The organism is Chryseobacterium oleae, from assembly GCF_900115055.1.
In the GTDB taxonomy this organism is placed as follows: domain Bacteria; phylum Bacteroidota; class Bacteroidia; order Flavobacteriales; family Weeksellaceae; genus Chryseobacterium; species Chryseobacterium oleae.
Genome location: NZ_FOVD01000001.1, coordinates 117156 through 133926 on the forward strand (window position 1 = coordinate 117156; position 16771 = coordinate 133926).

A 16771-nucleotide genomic window follows, 5' to 3' on the forward strand; every position below is an offset into this window, starting at 1 on the left:
TAACCCTATTTTTTAAAAAAGACAAGACATGGCAATAGATGAAATGGCTAAACAAGCCTCAGCTGGAGGAGAATCAGAAGTAAAATTCCTTACTCCACTTGATATCAATACAAAATCTGAAAAGAAATATTGTAGATTCAAAAAATACGGAATTAAGCACGTTGATTACAAAGATGCTGACTTCTTATTACAGTTCGTAAACGAGCAAGGTAAGATCTTACCAAGAAGATACACTGGAACTTCTTTAAAATACCAAAGAAAAGTTTCTGCTGCTATCAAAAGAGCAAGACACCTTTCTTTACTACCTTACGTAGCTGACTTATTGAAATAAGACAAAAAAATAAATAGAAGAAGAGGGCAACCTCTTCTTTTGTTGCTGAATAAATAATTTAATTCTAACTTGATTTTAGATAATAGATCTACAGATTTCGATAAAGACAATGTCTCACATCTAACTTCTAATTTCTAACATCTAAATTCTAAAAAAGGACAACAACAATGGATATCATTCTAAAAAAAGACGTAGAAAACTTAGGACTTGAGTTTGATACAGTAAGCGTAAAGCCAGGTTATGCAAGAAACTTCTTACTTCCTCAAGGAATTGCTCTTTTAGCTACTCCTAAAAACAAAGCAGCTCTTGAAGCTACTTTAGAGGCTAGAAAAGAAGAAGAAGCTAAACTTATCGCTGCAGCTAACGGTGTAGTAGATCAATTGAAGAAAACTTCTATCACTATTCCTGCAAAAGTAGGTTCTGGTGACAAGTTATTCGGATCTATCAACAATTCTGATCTTTCTGACGCTCTTGCTAAAGCTGGAGTTTCTGTAGAGAAGAAATACATCAAAATCCCAGGGAACACTATTAAAAGAACTGGTAAAGTTACTGCAAACATCAGACTTCACAGAAATGTTGAGTACAATTTCGAATTCGACATCGTATCTGATGCTCCGGTAGAAGCTCCTAAACCAGCTGCTCCTAAAGCTAAAGTAGTAGAAGAAACTCCTTCTGAAGAAGCATAAGCTTTAAAGAGATTTTCTCAAATATATTAACCACTTCGTTTGAAGTGGTTTTTTTTGTTTTATGAGAAGCTTAATCCCGCTATCCACTCATACTCCTCGCGCAGCTGCTTAGCCAACGCTTACTGCGGGGTAACCGTTTCTATCGGGGCTAAGGAAGCGGGTGACTGAGGCTCCCGAAGCCACCAATACAATCATTCTCCTCCTCTCAATTTCTGCTGATATTCACTGGGCGGTATTCCAATTACTTTTTTAAATATATTACTAAATGACGATAGGCTGTTGTAGCCTACCATCATGGCTATTTCGTACATATTATATTTTCCTTCCATCATTAATTCTAATGAGCGGGTAATCCTTAAAGCACGCAGGAAACGGACGTAATTCATGCCTAAAATCTCTTTAAACCTCCTGGAGAGGGTTCTGGTACTCATCCCGAATTCTTTTGCCGTAGATTCGATGGTAAGGGGTTTCTCAAGATTGGCGTGGATATACTTGGCAATCTTAAGAAGGGTTTCGTCTTTTGGAAACGGATGCTGAACGGGGAAAGCCAGCTTTTTATCTCTTTTTTCAGGAAGAATTCCTTTTAATGCTTTGAGGAAAAAATATTTAGCCCCGTCATTTTTTGTGATTTTTCCATTCCAGTCTTTGGTATACAAAATCATTTCCCTGAGAAGATGACTGACGGAATAAATATTAATTTCATCAAAGAAGCCATTTTCATTTTCTTCTTTTTTAAAATAAAAATTATAGAATTCTACGTTTGGACTGCTTGAAAAGATGTAATGCGGCGTTCCGGCCGGGATCCACATAAAGCATCTTGCCGGAAGATACCAGTGTTGGAGATCTGTAAAAATATGGACTATTCCACCCTCTGCATAAACCATCTGAGCAGAACTGTGATGATGAATATCTGTCGTTATGCCTCCTGTAAACACATTATAGACATAAAATTCTGCATCATCTTCTTCTACTGCTTTAAAATGGCTGTCGTTCATAAAATAAAGGTAAGAAGAAAATTTCATATTGGCGTAAATGAGCAAATCTTTTTCTGCTTTAACAAATAGGGTCCGATCCAGTGCAGCGTAACTTTGCAGCATCAAAATCATTTCAGTAAAAATCCCTTACTTAAATTATGAATATGACATTTAACGTCTTCCAATACAGGTGTATGGCGTTGTCCTTACTGCTGACAGGCAGTTTTTTACACTCACAAATGACCGATTACCAGCATCTGAGCCTTCAACAGGCTATAGAGACTGGTTTGAAAAATAACAAGAGCATCCGCATCAGCCATTTAAAACAGGAAATGTCTGTTACAAAGGAGAAAGACCTTGCTATGGAAAAACTGCCGGATATTGAATTTCATACGAGCTACAATCAGGTGACCAATCTTTTTCAGCATCAGAATGGCTTTTTCAATAAGGCCACAAAATATGACGTCATCAACGGAATGTATGATTTTACCCTTGCAGCCTCGATTCCTGTGTACATGGGTGGAAAGATCAGGAATACAGAAAAGAAGGCAGCCATCGACACCGAAATTTCAGCTTTAAAAACCCATCAGGATGAAAGACAGCTGAAAATGGAGATCATTACGGCTTTTCTTCAGATTCATCATTTAAAGGAACAGCAAAGCCTGATCAACGATAAAATGAAGGAGGATTCCATCAACATCAAACAGGTAAAAGCTTTGAAAGCCAATGGAGTGGTTACAGTGAATGAAGTTCTGAGAACATCTTTACAGCTTTCGAACCATACGATGAGCTTGACAGAACTGGATAACGACATTCAGATTGCAGAACATAAGCTTAAAACCATTCTTTCGCTTCCGGAAAATCAGGAAATGCACGCAGACACGGAAGACCTGATCTCCGACAAAGCTTCGGTTCCTTATATCGATGAGCTTACGGAAACGGCTTTACATAAGAATGAATCCGTAGAAATGACCCACAAAAACCTTTCGTTAAAACAATTGGATCAGAAGATCACGAAAGCGAATTATTTACCGAAAATTACAGCTGGCGGAGAATATTTTATAAAGTACCCAAATATGATGTTCTTCCCTCCCGAGCCTTATGCCTACCGCCTTGGGATGCTGGGTGTGAACCTTACCTATCCTATCGAAAACCTGTATAAAAACAAATACAAAATGCAGGAAGCCAGGGAAAATATTGATCTGGCCAAACTTCAGATCGAGGAAAACGATGAAAATGTACGCCATCATGTGTATGAAGCCTATAAAAAATTTGAAGAGACTGATCAGAAGGTTAAAATCGCAGAGGAAGCCATTAGTCAGGCAAAAGAAAACTACAGAATTGTAAAGACAAAATATGCTAACAAATTAAGTCTGATCACCGAACTTATCGATGCAGACAATGCTTATCTGGAGGCTGAATCCAATCTTATCTCCGTAAAAATCAACCGACAATTAAAATATTACCAACTCCAGTACACGATTGGAAACTTATAAAAACTATGGCAAAGAAACAACTGACACAAAAAGAAAAAAGAATCAACAAAACGATCACCCTGCTGGCCTGGATCCTGATCATCAGTGGAATTACAGGAATGGTAAGCTTCTTTCTTTTCTCAAGAAAAAATGTCACCACGAATGATGCCCAGATAGAGCAATATATTACGCCCGTTTCCAGCAAGGTTTCAGGGTTCATTAAAACGATACAGTTCGAAGAAAACCAGTTTGTCCGAAAAGGAGATACATTGATCGTCATAGACAACAGAGAGTTTGTCAACCAGGTGAAAATGGCAGAAGCAGGCCTTCATGCGAATGCTGAAAACATCACCACCATTGAAAGTGGTGTCAATACCAAAGAAAGTGATTCCAAAATCATCGATGCTAAAATTGCTTCAGCCAAAATTGATATTTGGAGAACGGAACAGGATTTTAAACGATACAAAAATTTAGTTTCAGAAGATGCCGCCACAGAACAGCAGTTTGAGAATGTAAAAGCTTCCTATGAACAGGCCAAAGCCAATCTTTTAGCCTTAGAACAGCAGAAAAATGCAGTGAGAGCCGGTGCCAATGAACAGCAGACAAAAGTAGCTCCTGTCAAAAGCCAGATCCAGCAGAGTTCTGCAAGTCTTAACAATGCTAAGCTTTTCCTTTCCTATACCGTGATTACAGCTCCCTACGACGGCTGGGTCGGGAAAAAGACCATCCAGGAAGGACAGCTTATAAAAGAAGGCCAGGCTTTGGTTCAAATGGTGAGCAAAGAAAAATGGATCATTGCTAATTATAAAGAAACCCAGCTGGGACAGATCGACCCGAAACAGGAAGTTACAATCACGGCAGATGCTTATCCTGATATTGAATTCAAAGGAAAAGTCGTTTCCGTATCTCCCGCCTCCGGTTCACAGTTTTCTCTGGTAAAACCTGATAATGCTACCGGAAACTTCGTGAAAATTGAACAGAGATTTCCTGTGAAAATTATTCTCGATAATAATCAAAATAACGAAAAACTACTTTCCGGGATGAATGTGCTGGTCAGTGCAAAAAAAATATAGTGATTTAGTGTGAATGTTAGAGAATGTAAGGGTGTGTGAGTTATTAGAGTTGAAGGGGTATTAATGCAGGAGAATACTTTAATAGCGATCACATCCTCACATTTTTAAATGAACACACGATCAAATTCAATCAACAAGCCAATTAGATTTTTTCAGCGGAAAGACAGAACTGCAGCGACAGACTTATGATGATTCGTAAGTATTTGTCAATTTACCTTTTACTTTTTTTACACTCCGCTCTTTTGTCTTTCCGCGTTTTTTTTCTCCCACCACCAAATCATCACATTGTCAAATCAACACATCAACACATCATCAAATTAACACATCAACGAATCATCTCATCAACCATGCAACATAATACAGTTTATCATAAATGGGTACCACAATGGCTGAAACTGCCCCTTCTGGTGCTGGCTCTTTTTCCTCACCTGATGCTGTTGTCGCTTTTGCATTCCAACAGTGCTTTTACCTCTTCGTTTATGGATGTAGATTCGGATGACATTCAGTATTTAATGATTTTGATGTACGGGACATTTGTGGTTACACTTTTAGTTTTACAGCGCTTTTTGGCGTATTTCAGGGTGAAATATTATATCCTTCTGATGGCTTCTGTTTCTGTGATTATCCTGTATGTTTTATCGGTCACGAATAATTATCAGGTTATTCTGGTGATCCGTTTTCTCGAAGGAATTTTTGGGCTGTTTGAAGGCGCTATTTTTCTTCCGTTAATTATTGCCGAATTAAAAACAAAACACGCCAAGGTGATAGCTTATCTGTTCATGTACACCATCATGCTGACCGGCGGAACTATCACCACTTCTTTACTGAAATCCAGCATTGAAGATTATGATTTCAAACATATGATCCTGATGATGGCTTATTTTCACATCTTTGTCCTAATCATCGGAATCGCTCTTTTTAATACCAACAGATTTTTCCCAAAAATGCCACTCTATCAGCTCGATATTACAAGCTGGTTTCTCCTTTGGGCCTGTTTGCAGTCGGGAGGTTATGCCATTATTTACGGGAAAAGGCTAATGTGGCTGGAGTCCGACACGATTATCATGTGTTTTTTCATATTTCTGCTTTCCGGAGGATTATTTATGCTGAAGCAAAGGAATTCCAAAAGGCCGCTTTTTCACTACGAAGTTTTCAGTTCAAAAAACGTCATTGCCGGAATGATCATGTTCTTTATTTTCTATCTGATCCGGTCAGGTTTAAATAATGTATACAGCATTATGGCTACCGTCTGGAAATGGCCATGGGATTATATTGTCAATATTCAGTACTGGAATGTGGCCGGAACTTTATTGGGTGTTATTTTATCTGGAATTTGCCTGATGCGCGGTGTTTCTTCAAGAATTGTTTTTTTTATCGGATTTCTGCTGCTGGCCATCGATTGTGCATGGTTTACGTATACTTTTTATCCGGATACTACCCTTTCCACAATCTGTCCGCCTTTATTTTTACAAGGAATCGCACAAGGTCTGCTGTTTACGCCGCTTGTTTTCTTTTTGATTTCCGGAATGCCGGAACAATATGTCGCCAATGCAACGGCCTTAGGAACCACTACCCGTTTCTGGACCACCGCCATCGGATATGCTTTAATGCAGAACCTGATGCTGTTTTTAACGTTGAAACATTCTGACACTTTAAGTTTCAACATGACCGATTCCAATCCTGTTTTCTACAGCCAGTGGAATCAGATTTTCGGAGCCAACCTGTCTAAACTTCCGGTTAATGAATCCCTGTCTATGACTGCCGGTGCATTTAAAGCAAAAATAACCGCTCAGTCGATCCTTCTTTCCAATATGGAAATTTTCACAGGACTTTTCTGGCTGGCACTGATTACGGCTTTTGCTTTACTGCTGTATCATCCTGTGAAAATTGCAGTGAGGAATATTATGTAATCGTTTAGGCCGAAAATTTGCTGTACTTCCAGAAATTTGATTTTATGGACATTCAGGAAATTGTATCCAGCCAACAGGCTTTTTTCAAAACCCAGCAGACAAAGAGTCTTAAGTTCAGGAAAATGTATCTTGAAAAGCTTCGGGATATTATTCTGAGGAGTGAAGATCTTTTATGTGAAGCTATTCATAAGGATTTTGGTAAGTCAAAGTTTGATACGTTTACCACAGAACTTTCTTTCGTACTGAATGATATTCATTATTATCTGAAAAATTTAAATTCACTTTCAAAACCTAAAAAAGTCACCACCAATCTGTCCAATCAGATCGGAAAAAGCAGTATTCATCCTGAACCGCTGGGCTGTGTTCTGGTTATTGGTGCCTGGAATTATCCTTATCAACTGTCGCTCTCTCCTATGATCGCTGCATTGGCTGCGGGAAACTGCTGTATTTTAAAGCCTAGTGAAATAGCAGAAAACACAATGAAAGTGATGGCCAAACTCATTAATGAGAATTTTCCGCCCGAGTATTTATATGTTTATGAAGGGGGCATTGATGAAACCACGGAGCTTTTAAAACTGAAATTTGATAAAATATTTTTTACAGGAAGTACGAAAGTTGGAAAAATCGTATACAAAGCTGCTGCAGAGCATTTAACACCTGTTGTTCTTGAATTGGGAGGAAAGTCTCCTGCAATCGTCACCAAAGATGCAGACCTTGAAGTCGCTGCCAAAAGAATCGTTTGGGGAAAATTTCTGAATGCGGGACAGACCTGCGTGGCACCGGATTATCTGCTTGTAGAAGAATCCATTCATGAACAGTTTCTGGAAATGCTGAGAAAATATATCACAGAATTCAAATACGAACCCGGTTCCGAACAGTATACAAGAATTATCAACCGCAAAAATTTTGACCGTCTCGTAAAACTTATTGACCATAAGAAAATTTATTTTGGAGGAAATTCAGACGAAACGAAACTGCATATTGAACCTACCATTTTGAACAACGTTAACTGGGAAGACGATGTCATGCAGGAAGAGATTTTCGGTCCGATACTTCCGGTGATCAGTTTTACCCATTTTAATCCGGTTTTAAATACGATCCTGGAACATGAAAAACCACTTGCCGCGTATCTGTTCACCCGGAATGCTGAGGAAAAAGAAGCTTTTACTTCGAAATTATCATTTGGTGGCGGATGTATCAATGATGTGATTATGCATTTGGGTAATGAAAGGTTACCGTTTGGAGGTGTTGGAGCTTCCGGTATCGGGAATTACCATGGGAAATATGGTTTCGAAGCTTTTTCGCATCAGAAATCTATCCTTGAAAAAGCAACCTGGGGCGAACCCAGTATTAAATATCCGCCTTATTCTGAGAAGAAATTAAGCTGGATCAAGAAACTTCTGTAAATAAAAAAAACCGGGAAATTTTCCCGGTTGTATTTTTATGATTTAGGTGCCCATTGCGTAAAGAATTCTTTTACCTTTTCTTTGCTGTAGCCTTTACCTTCTTCCAGAACTGAGCTGTCTTTCAGCACATGAATCATTTTTCCATTTTTATCCAACACAATGAAAAAAGGATAACCAAGCTCTTCTTTGATATTCACATATTTAGAAAAAACTTTTTCATTCTTATTGTCAGGAGAGTAATTCAAATGATAATAGACATAATTTTTATCTACTGTTTCCTTTAATTCAGGAGTACTTTGAACAAAATTATTAAAACGGAGACACCAGATACACCAGTTTCCTCCTGCCTGGATGATTATATTTTTCCCTTCCTTTTTAGCTTTAGCAATTACTTTATTGATATCAGCCTCTGCATTGGCTTTCGGATCGTATGGTTTTGGAAGTTTCGCCTTCTCCTCACCCGCTTTCTTCTTTGCATCTAACTCTGCATGGTCTGTTTTCACCAAAAGAGTTTTATCCTTCTCTCTTCCTTCCGGTACATTTTTGGTTTCCTGGGAAAAAGCAATTGCGCTAAGTCCCAAAAAGGCTATGATTGACAATTTTTTCATAACATAAAAATAAAAAAAATTTATACTTATTGCAAGCAAAAATAGAACCATAATTTTATTATCACTAGATTTGCATGTTTTATGGATTTCCTGATCAAAATATTATATTTCATCTCCAAGCTTCCGCTCAAAGTATTGTATATTTTTTCGGACGTTATGTTCTTCCTGAACTACTATCTGGTAGGCTACCGAAAGAACGTTATTACCCAAAATCTAAGAAACTCTTTTCCTGAAAAATCGGAAGAAGAGATTAGAGCCATACGAAAGAAATTCTATCTTAACTTCTCAGATTATTTGGTAGAAACCATCAAATCTTTCAGTATTTCTGAAACAGAAGCCAGAGTCAGAATGCAGCACATCAATCAGGAGATCTTCCATGAAGCTAAAGCTGAAGGCAAAAATGTAATCATGCTGGCAGGACACGTTTTCAACTGGGAATGGATGAATGCTTTCGCAAGAGTGATTCCACAAAAACACTGTCATCCTGTATACAGAAAGGTCAACAGCGATTTCTGGGAAAACCAGATGAAAAGAGTCAGAAACAAATTTGGAAACGAAGCTCTGGAGGCTAATGAAGTGATCATGAATATTTTCAGATCTAAAAACGATGGTGAATCAGCGTATATGTTCGTGGCAGACCAAACGCCCCATGTTGCCCATGTAAATTACGGATTGGAGTTCCTTCACCAGAGAACGCCTGCCTTTATAGGCTATGATAAACTGGCTACCAGAATGGACCTTGCTTTTATTTATTGTGAAATGAAGAAAGTAAAGCGGGGCTATTACCAGGTCAATTACCACAGAATCTATCCTGATGGTGAAAAGTTTACAGAACATGAAGTGGTGAAGAAATTCCACCACCTTCTGGAAAATACACTTCGCAGGAACCCGGACAACTATCTTTGGTCTCACAGAAAATGGAAGTACCAAAGCTCGATTAAAACCTTTGATGGCGATAAAAAATAAATCCTGATGCCGAATAAATTAGCTGTTGCTATCTTAAACTGGAATGGAAAAAACTGGCTTGAGAAATTTCTTCCGAGTGTTGTCAGTTTTTCTCAAAATGCAGATATCTATGTCATCGACAACCTTTCTACCGATGATTCTATAACATTTATACAGACTCATTTTCCTGCCGTAAAAATCATTAAAAACACGCAGAACTATGGTTTTGCCGGTGGTTACAATGAAGGTTTAAAGGAACTCAAAAATGAATATTACTGTCTTCTTAATTCAGATGTAGAAGTTACTGAAAACTGGACAGTTCCGGTTCTGGAATTATTTGAAAAAGATCCTTCCATAGCAGCGATACAACCTAAAATTCTATCTTTTAATAATAAAACTTTTTTTGAATTTGCCGGCGCTGCCGGTGGTCTTATTGATAATCTGGGCTACCCTTATTGTCGAGGACGTGTATTCGATGATGTGGAAGAAGATAAAGGACAGTATGATGATGAAACAGAGATTTTCTGGGCTTCCGGATGCAGTTTCTTTATCCGTTCAAAAGACTTCTGGGAACAGAGAGGTTTTGATGAAAGATTTTTTGCCCATCAGGAAGAAATTGATCTCTGCTGGAGACTGATTAATTCCGGGAGGAAAATTTTCTACACAGGAAAATCGAAAGTCTATCACGTAGGTGGCGGAACACTCAACAAACAAAGCGCTCAAAAAACGTATTTAAATATCCGCAACAACCTTTCCATGATGCTGAAAAATTTACCGTTTCCAAAACTGGTAGCGTTAATTTTCTTCAGACTTTGTTTAGACGGAATTGCCGGAATTTATTTCGGATTGAAAAACGGATTTCCCCATCTTTGGGCCGTTGTAAGAGCTCATTTTGGATTTTATGCACAACTTCCGGGAACATGGAAACTTCGCCAGAATCATCAGAAGAGCAAATTCTATCAATCGAAATGGCTGATCTTCAGGCATTTTTTAGGTGGAAGGAAGTAGGGATTAGGGATTAGGGATTAGGAAAATAAAGTACAAATATCTGACGGTTAAAGGACTATGGTATTTTACGTGAAAAATTCTTAACTTCAAAAAACTTTAAACTTTGAACATTAAAATAAAACCAGCAACTAACCAACCAGTAACACATAACCCTTAACTCATCACTCAAAAAATGGATTTCTGCGCAATAGATTTTGAAACGGCCACTCACGAGAAAAATTCAGCGTGTGAAATGGGTATTTGTGTTGTTCAGGATTCCAAAATTGTGGAAACAAAGACCTGGCTGATCAAACCGCCAAGTTTTCCTTATTTCAGCAGATTTAATATTGCTGTTCATGGAATTACCCCTGAAGATGTAAAAGATGCTCCTACTTTTGATGAAATCTGGTATGAAGCTGAAGAAATGATGTACGGATCGCTGATGATTGCCCACAATGCAAGCTTTGATGCGGGAGTTTTAAGAGGCTGTTTTGCCCATTATGGTATGTTTACTCCAAAGCTGAATTATCTTTGCAGTATTCAGCTGGCTAAAAAATCCTGGAATTATCTTCCAAAATACGGACTGAAACATCTGGCAGAACATCACCAGATCAATCTGAATCACCACCGGGCCGGAGATGATGCCGAAGCCTGCGCGAAAATTGCACTTCTGGCTTTTGAGAAATTAATTATCACCGAAAACGACGAGCTCCATGAATCTTTCTTAAATAAATACATCAAAAAACTATAACCCATGAAAAAACTTCTACTTCCGGCTGCCATTATTGTCAGCACCTTATTCCAGGCACAAAGCTCGGAACTCCTCAGCACAACTTGGTATTTAAAGAAAGTGATCAAGAATAACACGACCTATCTGCTTCCGCAAAATAGTGAAATAGGCACACCTACGATGACTTTTACTCCAACACCTGGATCATCAGGGACCTATACCAATATGAATAGTCCTGTATGCGGAAAATCGATCTGGGGTAATATATTTTTGCAAGGTATGCAACCCAATCATTTTGTTTTCTGGACTTATGGTGTCGGTAACAGCCAAACCTGCACTAACCCTGAAAACATAGATTTCACCAATCAATATGTCAATTATTTTAATATTAGCTCGGACTCACATGATTACCAGATCACCAATTCAGGAAACACCAAAAACCTGGTTCTTACCAATAATCTGGGAGACAAAGCTTTTTATGAAAGTGGTTTCTTAGCAACCCAAGAATCGGAGGCATCAAATGTTTCGTCAATAAAGATTTACCCTAATCCCGTTAAGGACAGTTTCCTTGAAATTAAAGGCATTGAGCGTATTGAATGGACAAAAATTTATAACGCTGAAGGAAGACTCGTTCAGCAAAATTCTGCAGATTCCAGAATAGATATTTCCGGCCTTTCAAGAGGAGGCTATTTCCTGGAAATCAAATCTCAGAAAGGACTCAGCAGATATCAGTTTATCAGGGAATAATCCTAAATTTTTTAGATGTCAGATTTCAGACATCAGATTTCAGACTTTCAACTGGGATGAAGAATGTCAATGGTGAATTTTGCCCCACAAGTGAATACTGAATGCAAGGTTGGAGAATAAGAGTCAAAAAATTAGACATCAGAATGTCAGATTTAAGACTATAATTTATTAGCTTAAACACTACCAACCAGCAACTCATACACCAGTAACTAGCAACCAAAATTTACTGAAACTTATAACTCATCATTTAAAACTCATCACTCAGCCTAATTGCTTAACACTTCAGACAACAGGTTGAACTTTGGGATCTCTATCTCAAAGGTTTCCTGCGTATCCATGTTTTTAACGAGGTATTTTCCGCTCATATTACCTACGCCGGACCGAAGCATTACATTGGAGAAATAAGCGAAATTTTCGCCTGTGGGAATTTCCGGTGTCAATCCGATTACACCATCACCAATAATCTCTGTGTATCCAAAACCGACATCAAAGATGAGCCATTTTCTTTTAAGTACTTTAATGGGAAAGCTTCCGTCATTTTCTATTGTAATATTGTACTTAAAGACATAACGGTTTTCGGAAGGATAACTGTTTTTACTATCATATTCAGGTATTACTGAAACTTTGATATTGGAAGTCATTTTTGAGAACATCACCTTAGTTTTTATAACAGATACAAAAATCTCGCCTTTTTTAAGGCGAGATTGTAAGTTATCTTAAAATTTTATTAAATTTTATAGTCCAAGGCCTTTTCTTTCGTCGCCTCCCATTAAAATTTCAACAGGATTGTCGATACCTTCTTTTACCGCTACAAGGAATCCTACAGACTCTTTTCCGTCGATAATTCTGTGGTCATAAGACATCGCAACGTACATCATTGGTCTGATCACTACCTGTCCGTCTACCGCTACCGGTCTCTGGATAATGTTGTGCATTCCAAGGATAGCAGACTGTGGAGGGTTGATGATCGGTGTAGACATCATAGATCCGAAAGTACCACCATTTGTAATCGTGAAAGTACCGCCAGTCATTTCATCAACAGTAATTTTACCGTCTCTTACTTTAGTTGCAAGATCTTTGATGTTCGCTTCAACTCCACTGAAAGACATGTTTTCAGCATTTCTCAATACCGGAACCATTAATCCTTTAGGACCTGACACTGCAATTGAAATATCGCAGAAATCATAGTTAATTTTGAAGTCACCGTCGATAGATGCATTCACATCCGGGTACATTTGTAATGCTCTTGTCACCGCTTTTGTAAAGAAAGACATAAAGCCTAATCCTACTCCGTGCTTCTGAGCAAATTCTTCTTTGTATATTTTTCTTAATCTGAAAATTTCAGACATATCAACTTCGTTGAAAGTAGTCAACATCGCTGTTTCGTTCTTTACAGAAACTAATCTTGAAGCGATTTTTCTTCTTAGAACTGAAAGTTTAGTTGTTGTCGTTGTACGTGCACCAGTTGCAGTAGAAGGTGTTCCACCTAAAGCAGGAACTGCAGCCAATTCTGCGTCTGTTTTAGTGATTCTTCCGTCTCTTCCGCTTCCTGAAACCTGTCCAGCCTCAACCCCTTTTTCGTCAAGGATTTTTTTAGCGGCAGGAGATGGAGCTCCCGTTGCATACGTTTGTGGAGCCGCTACCGGAGCAGCTGGTTTTGGAGCTTCCTGTTTAGCAGGTTCAGCAGCTTTCGGAGCTTCTTCCTGTTTTGGAGCTTCAGCAGCAGGTGCGCTTCCGCCTGCAGGTTTTGGAGCATCCACATCAATTAAACAAACTACCTGGCCAACCTGTACTACATCACCCTCTTCTGCTTTTAACGTGATCACACCGCTTTGTTCTGCAGGTAATTCAAGAGTTGCTTTATCTGAGTCTACTTCTGCGATGGGCTGATCTTTTTCTACATAATCACCATCTTTCACAAGCCAAGTTGCAATTTCAACTTCTGTAATGGATTCTCCCGGTGAAGGAACTTTCATTTCTAAAACTGACATATTGAGTATTTTTTATTTTTTTAATTGGGTATTATTCTTAATTACAATTACACGGTAACTGGTCTTTTTACAGGAGCATCATCTCTGTCGAAAACTCTGTTGATCACTGCATTCTGACTCTTCTCAAACATTTTGTGACTTCCCGGAGCCGGAGCACCGCTTGGTACCGGAGCTACTACCTGGATTCCCGTATCTCTGAAGTTTCTCAGGATATAAGACCATGCGCCCATGTTTTCAGGTTCTTCCTGAGCCCAGATCAGCTGTGTTCTGCTGTCATACTTGCTGAAGATAGCTTCTATAGCATCAGTCTGAAGCGGATATAACTGCTCGAATCTTACCAGTGCAATGTTTTCACAGTTAAGTTCTTCTTTCTTCGCTAATAATTCGAAGTACAATTTACCTGAACACAATACTAATTTTTCTACTTTCTTAGGATCTGCTGTAGGATCGTCCAATATCGGCTGGAATGAACCGTTGGCGAAATCTTCAAGCGGAGAAACCACTTTAGGATGTCTCAACAGAGATTTAGGGCTCATTACGATCAGCGGCTTTCTGAATGTCCATTTAAGCTGTCTTCTTAATAAGTGGAAATAGTTGGCTGGTGAAGTAACGTTGGCTACTACCATATTTTCGTTCGCACAAAGCGTTAAGAATCTTTCTAATCTTGCTGAAGAGTGTTCTGCTCCCTGACCTTCTGAACCGTGAGGCAACAGCATCACCAATCCGTCCTGGATTTTCCATTTCTCTTCTGCAGCAGCCAGATACTGGTCTACGATGATCTGAGCACCGTTGACAAAGTCTCCGAACTGAGCTTCCCAGATCGTTAAAGTATTAGGAGAAACCATAGCATATCCATAGTCGAAACCTAAAACTCCGTATTCTGAAAGGTGAGAGTTGTATACATCAAACCTGCTTTCTGATACATGTCTCAACGGGATGTATTCTTCTTCCGTATCTTCTGTTTTCACTACCGCGTGTCTGTGAGAGAATGTTCCTCTTTCCACATCTTCTCCGGAAATTCTTACATTGTGACCTTCCACAAGAAGCGTAGCATACGCTAACCATTCTCCAAGAGCCCAGTCCAGTGAATTTCCTTCAATAGCTTTAATACGGTTATCAAACAGTCTTGTAATTTTATTGATGAACTTTTTGTCCGCAGGAAGAGATGACATTTTAATCGCCAGTTCTTTAAGCTTCTCTAAGTCATATTTTGTATCTACAGGAATCTGAACGGCCCCTCTTTTTCCGATAGGAAAATTGGTCCAGTCATCTGCCATAAACAGATCCATTACATTTTTTTCGATTTCTTTGGAAGCATCAAAATCTTTATCTAAAAGCACTTTGAAATCTGATTCCATTTTTGCGATCACATCGTTTGAAGTGATGCTGTCCTTAAGCAATTTATCCTTATAAATTTCTCTTGGGTTCGGGTGTTTAGAAATCAATTTGTAAAGATTAGGCTGGGTGAATCTAGGCTCATCACCTTCGTTGTGCCCGTATTTTCTGTATCCTAATAAATCGATATAAACGTCTTTCCCGAACTTCGCTCTGAAGTCTGCTGCAAAATGCATCGCATGAACTACCGCTTCAGCATCGTCAGCATTCACGTGCATTACCGGAGATTCCGTTACTTTTGCAATGTCTGTACAGTATGTTGAAGATCTTGCATCTGCATAGTTGGTGGTAAACGAAACCTGGTTGTTAACCACGATATGAACCGTTCCACCTGTTTTGTATCCTTCCAGCGTCATCATCTGAGCCACTTCATACGCGATACCCTGGCCGGCAATAGCACCGTCACCGTGGATCACGATAGGAAGAATCTTAGAACCATCTCCTTTGTATTTGTCATCTATCTTCGCACGGCAGATCCCTTCAACAAGAGCAGCTACTGTTTCAAGGTGAGATGGGTTCGGAGTAAGGTTGATAGCCACTTCCTCTCCTGAAGCTGTTTTCACGATTTTAGATGATCCTAAGTGATATTTAACGTCACCTGAGAATACATCCTCTTCAAATTCTTTTCCTTCAAATTCTGAGAAGATCTGCTTGTAAGATTTCCCGAAAATATTTGACAACACATTCAGTCTACCTCTGTGAGCCATTCCAAGAACAACTTCGTCTACTCCTAATTGAGAAGATCTTGAGATCAACTGATCCAATGCAGGAATTAACGTTTCCCCTCCTTCCAGAGAGAATCTCTTCTGTCCTACGAACTTGGTGTGAAGGTAGTTTTCGAAAGCTACCGCCTGATTTAATTTCAGTAAAATCTCAGTTTTTTCGTTGGCAGAAAGACTTGGGTGATTTTCGTTCACCTGAAGCCATTTCTTGATGAAATCTTTTTCTTCAACGTTGTTGATATACGTATACTCTACCCCGATAGAATCGCAGTAGATGCTTTCTAAATGCTTGATCAGGTCCTGTAGTGTTGCAGGTTCTTTCATCCCTGTTTCAACAGCACAGTTGAATTTTGTATTTAAATCCTCCTTGCTAAGACCGAAGTTCTCGATGTCTAAAGTAGGCGTATAGTGTCTTCTTTCTCTAACCGGGTTTGTTTTTGTGAACAAGTGCCCTCTCGTTCTGTAAGCCTCGATAAGGTTTACTACCTTGAACTCTTTTTTGATGTGTTCAGGAACCTCTCCACCGGCTACTGCCTGAGAGATCTGCTGTACTGCCGGAGCAACGCTGGCCGGAGCCTGAATGTATTGAATGTTATCATCATCTCCATAGTTCTCCAAAGCGAAATCGAAACCTTGAAAAAAGGCTTTCCATGATGGCTCCAAAGAATCCGGGAATTTTAAGTACTGTTGGTATAAATCCTCAATTAACTGAGAATGAGCTGCGTTTAGGAATGAAAATCTGTCCATTATTACAGTTTATCTATTATTAAAATTTATTTGTAGAATTAATC

General features: G+C 38.9%; 15 protein-coding genes. 10 read left to right on the forward strand and 5 right to left on the reverse strand.

What is annotated here, in order from left to right; translation table 11 throughout:
- The first annotated feature begins 28 nt into the window (after positions 1 to 28).
- Together rpsR and rplI are read left to right on the forward strand one after the other, a co-directional pair.
- A complete protein-coding gene (rpsR, locus tag BM143_RS00585; protein WP_034706728.1) occupies positions 29 to 331 on the forward strand; it encodes a 30S ribosomal protein S18 in 303 nt (100 codons plus the stop codon).
- 167 nt (positions 332 to 498) lie between these two features.
- On the forward strand, positions 499 to 1017 hold the full coding sequence (rplI, locus tag BM143_RS00590; RefSeq protein ID WP_090021821.1) for a 50S ribosomal protein L9: 519 nt from the start codon (positions 499 to 501) through the stop codon (positions 1015 to 1017).
- Positions 1018 to 1208: 191 nt separating this feature from the next.
- On the opposite strand, the gene BM143_RS00595 is transcribed toward rplI, so the two are convergent.
- Positions 1209 to 2114 (reverse strand): helix-turn-helix domain-containing protein, encoded by a 906-nt coding sequence (locus tag BM143_RS00595; RefSeq protein WP_228430641.1) that lies wholly within the window; start codon positions 2112 to 2114, stop codon positions 1209 to 1211.
- Positions 2115 to 2185: 71 nt separating this feature from the next.
- On the opposite strand from BM143_RS00595, the gene BM143_RS00600 reads away from it, so the two are divergent.
- The 4 genes from BM143_RS00600 (at position 2186) to BM143_RS00615 (ending at position 7855) form a co-directional block, all read left to right on the forward strand.
- Positions 2186 to 3487 (forward strand): TolC family protein, encoded by a 1302-nt coding sequence (locus BM143_RS00600; protein ID WP_228430643.1) that lies wholly within the window; start codon positions 2186 to 2188, stop codon positions 3485 to 3487.
- A 5-nt stretch (positions 3488 to 3492) separates the two neighbouring features.
- Positions 3493 to 4539 (forward strand): HlyD family secretion protein, encoded by a 1047-nt coding sequence (locus BM143_RS00605; protein WP_090021829.1) that lies wholly within the window; start codon positions 3493 to 3495, stop codon positions 4537 to 4539.
- Positions 4540 to 4886: 347 nt separating this feature from the next.
- A complete protein-coding gene (locus BM143_RS00610) occupies positions 4887 to 6449 on the forward strand; it encodes an MFS transporter (protein ID WP_090021832.1) in 1563 nt (520 codons plus the stop codon).
- A 20-nt stretch (positions 6450 to 6469) separates the two neighbouring features.
- Positions 6470 to 7855 carry an aldehyde dehydrogenase gene (locus tag BM143_RS00615; RefSeq protein ID WP_262484248.1) on the forward strand — a complete coding sequence of 462 codons (1386 nt, stop codon included), beginning with the start codon at positions 6470 to 6472 and terminating at the stop codon, positions 7853 to 7855.
- A 35-nt stretch (positions 7856 to 7890) separates the two neighbouring features.
- Here BM143_RS00615 and BM143_RS00620 read toward each other — a convergent pair whose 3' ends face one another.
- Positions 7891 to 8463, reverse strand: a complete 573-nt coding sequence (locus BM143_RS00620) for a thioredoxin family protein (RefSeq protein ID WP_090021839.1) — start codon at positions 8461 to 8463, stop codon at positions 7891 to 7893.
- An 81-nt stretch (positions 8464 to 8544) separates the two neighbouring features.
- Here BM143_RS00620 and BM143_RS00625 point away from each other — a divergent pair, with 81 nt between their 5' ends.
- From BM143_RS00625 to BM143_RS00640, 4 genes are all read left to right on the forward strand, one after another.
- Positions 8545 to 9429 carry a lysophospholipid acyltransferase family protein gene (locus BM143_RS00625; RefSeq protein WP_090021841.1) on the forward strand — a complete coding sequence of 295 codons (885 nt, stop codon included), beginning with the start codon at positions 8545 to 8547 and terminating at the stop codon, positions 9427 to 9429.
- Positions 9430 to 9435: 6 nt separating this feature from the next.
- On the forward strand, positions 9436 to 10416 hold the full coding sequence (locus BM143_RS00630; RefSeq protein WP_090021844.1) for a glycosyltransferase family 2 protein: 981 nt from the start codon (positions 9436 to 9438) through the stop codon (positions 10414 to 10416).
- A gap of 172 nt (positions 10417 to 10588) precedes the next feature.
- Positions 10589 to 11146, forward strand: a complete 558-nt coding sequence (locus BM143_RS00635) for a 3'-5' exonuclease (protein ID WP_090021846.1) — start codon at positions 10589 to 10591, stop codon at positions 11144 to 11146.
- A gap of 3 nt (positions 11147 to 11149) precedes the next feature.
- Positions 11150 to 11872 carry a T9SS type A sorting domain-containing protein gene (locus tag BM143_RS00640; RefSeq protein ID WP_090021849.1) on the forward strand — a complete coding sequence of 241 codons (723 nt, stop codon included), beginning with the start codon at positions 11150 to 11152 and terminating at the stop codon, positions 11870 to 11872.
- 266 nt (positions 11873 to 12138) lie between these two features.
- Here the strand turns inward: BM143_RS00640 and apaG are convergent, their stop codons facing one another.
- The 3 genes from apaG to BM143_RS00655 form a co-directional block, all read right to left on the reverse strand.
- Positions 12139 to 12525 carry a Co2+/Mg2+ efflux protein ApaG gene (apaG, locus tag BM143_RS00645; RefSeq protein ID WP_175548910.1) on the reverse strand — a complete coding sequence of 129 codons (387 nt, stop codon included), beginning with the start codon at positions 12523 to 12525 and terminating at the stop codon, positions 12139 to 12141.
- Between the two features lie 81 nt (positions 12526 to 12606).
- Entirely contained in the window at positions 12607 to 13863 is a 1257-nt protein-coding gene (odhB, locus tag BM143_RS00650; protein ID WP_090021852.1) for a 2-oxoglutarate dehydrogenase complex dihydrolipoyllysine-residue succinyltransferase, read from the reverse strand.
- Between the two features lie 47 nt (positions 13864 to 13910).
- Positions 13911 to 16727 (reverse strand): 2-oxoglutarate dehydrogenase E1 component, encoded by a 2817-nt coding sequence (locus BM143_RS00655; RefSeq protein WP_090021854.1) that lies wholly within the window; start codon positions 16725 to 16727, stop codon positions 13911 to 13913.
- Between the last annotated feature and the right edge of the window lie 44 nt (positions 16728 to 16771).

Coding starts and splice junctions, on each gene's coding strand:
- rpsR (WP_034706728.1), top strand. CDS start 29: ATGGCAATAGATGAAATGGCTAAACAAGCCTCAGCTGGAGGAGAATCA.
- rplI (WP_090021821.1), top strand. CDS start 499: ATGGATATCATTCTAAAAAAAGACGTAGAAAACTTAGGACTTGAGTTT.
- BM143_RS00595 (WP_228430641.1), bottom strand. CDS start 2,114: ATGCTGCAAAGTTACGCTGCACTGGATCGGACCCTATTTGTTAAAGCA.
- BM143_RS00600 (WP_228430643.1), top strand. CDS start 2,186: ATGGCGTTGTCCTTACTGCTGACAGGCAGTTTTTTACACTCACAAATG.
- BM143_RS00605 (WP_090021829.1), top strand. CDS start 3,493: ATGGCAAAGAAACAACTGACACAAAAAGAAAAAAGAATCAACAAAACG.
- BM143_RS00610 (WP_090021832.1), top strand. CDS start 4,887: ATGCAACATAATACAGTTTATCATAAATGGGTACCACAATGGCTGAAA.
- BM143_RS00620 (WP_090021839.1), bottom strand. CDS start 8,463: ATGAAAAAATTGTCAATCATAGCCTTTTTGGGACTTAGCGCAATTGCT.
- BM143_RS00625 (WP_090021841.1), top strand. CDS start 8,545: ATGGATTTCCTGATCAAAATATTATATTTCATCTCCAAGCTTCCGCTC.
- BM143_RS00630 (WP_090021844.1), top strand. CDS start 9,436: ATGCCGAATAAATTAGCTGTTGCTATCTTAAACTGGAATGGAAAAAAC.
- BM143_RS00635 (WP_090021846.1), top strand. CDS start 10,589: ATGGATTTCTGCGCAATAGATTTTGAAACGGCCACTCACGAGAAAAAT.
- BM143_RS00640 (WP_090021849.1), top strand. CDS start 11,150: ATGAAAAAACTTCTACTTCCGGCTGCCATTATTGTCAGCACCTTATTC.
- apaG (WP_175548910.1), bottom strand. CDS start 12,525: ATGTTCTCAAAAATGACTTCCAATATCAAAGTTTCAGTAATACCTGAA.
- odhB (WP_090021852.1), bottom strand. CDS start 13,863: ATGTCAGTTTTAGAAATGAAAGTTCCTTCACCGGGAGAATCCATTACA.
- BM143_RS00655 (WP_090021854.1), bottom strand. CDS start 16,727: ATGGACAGATTTTCATTCCTAAACGCAGCTCATTCTCAGTTAATTGAG.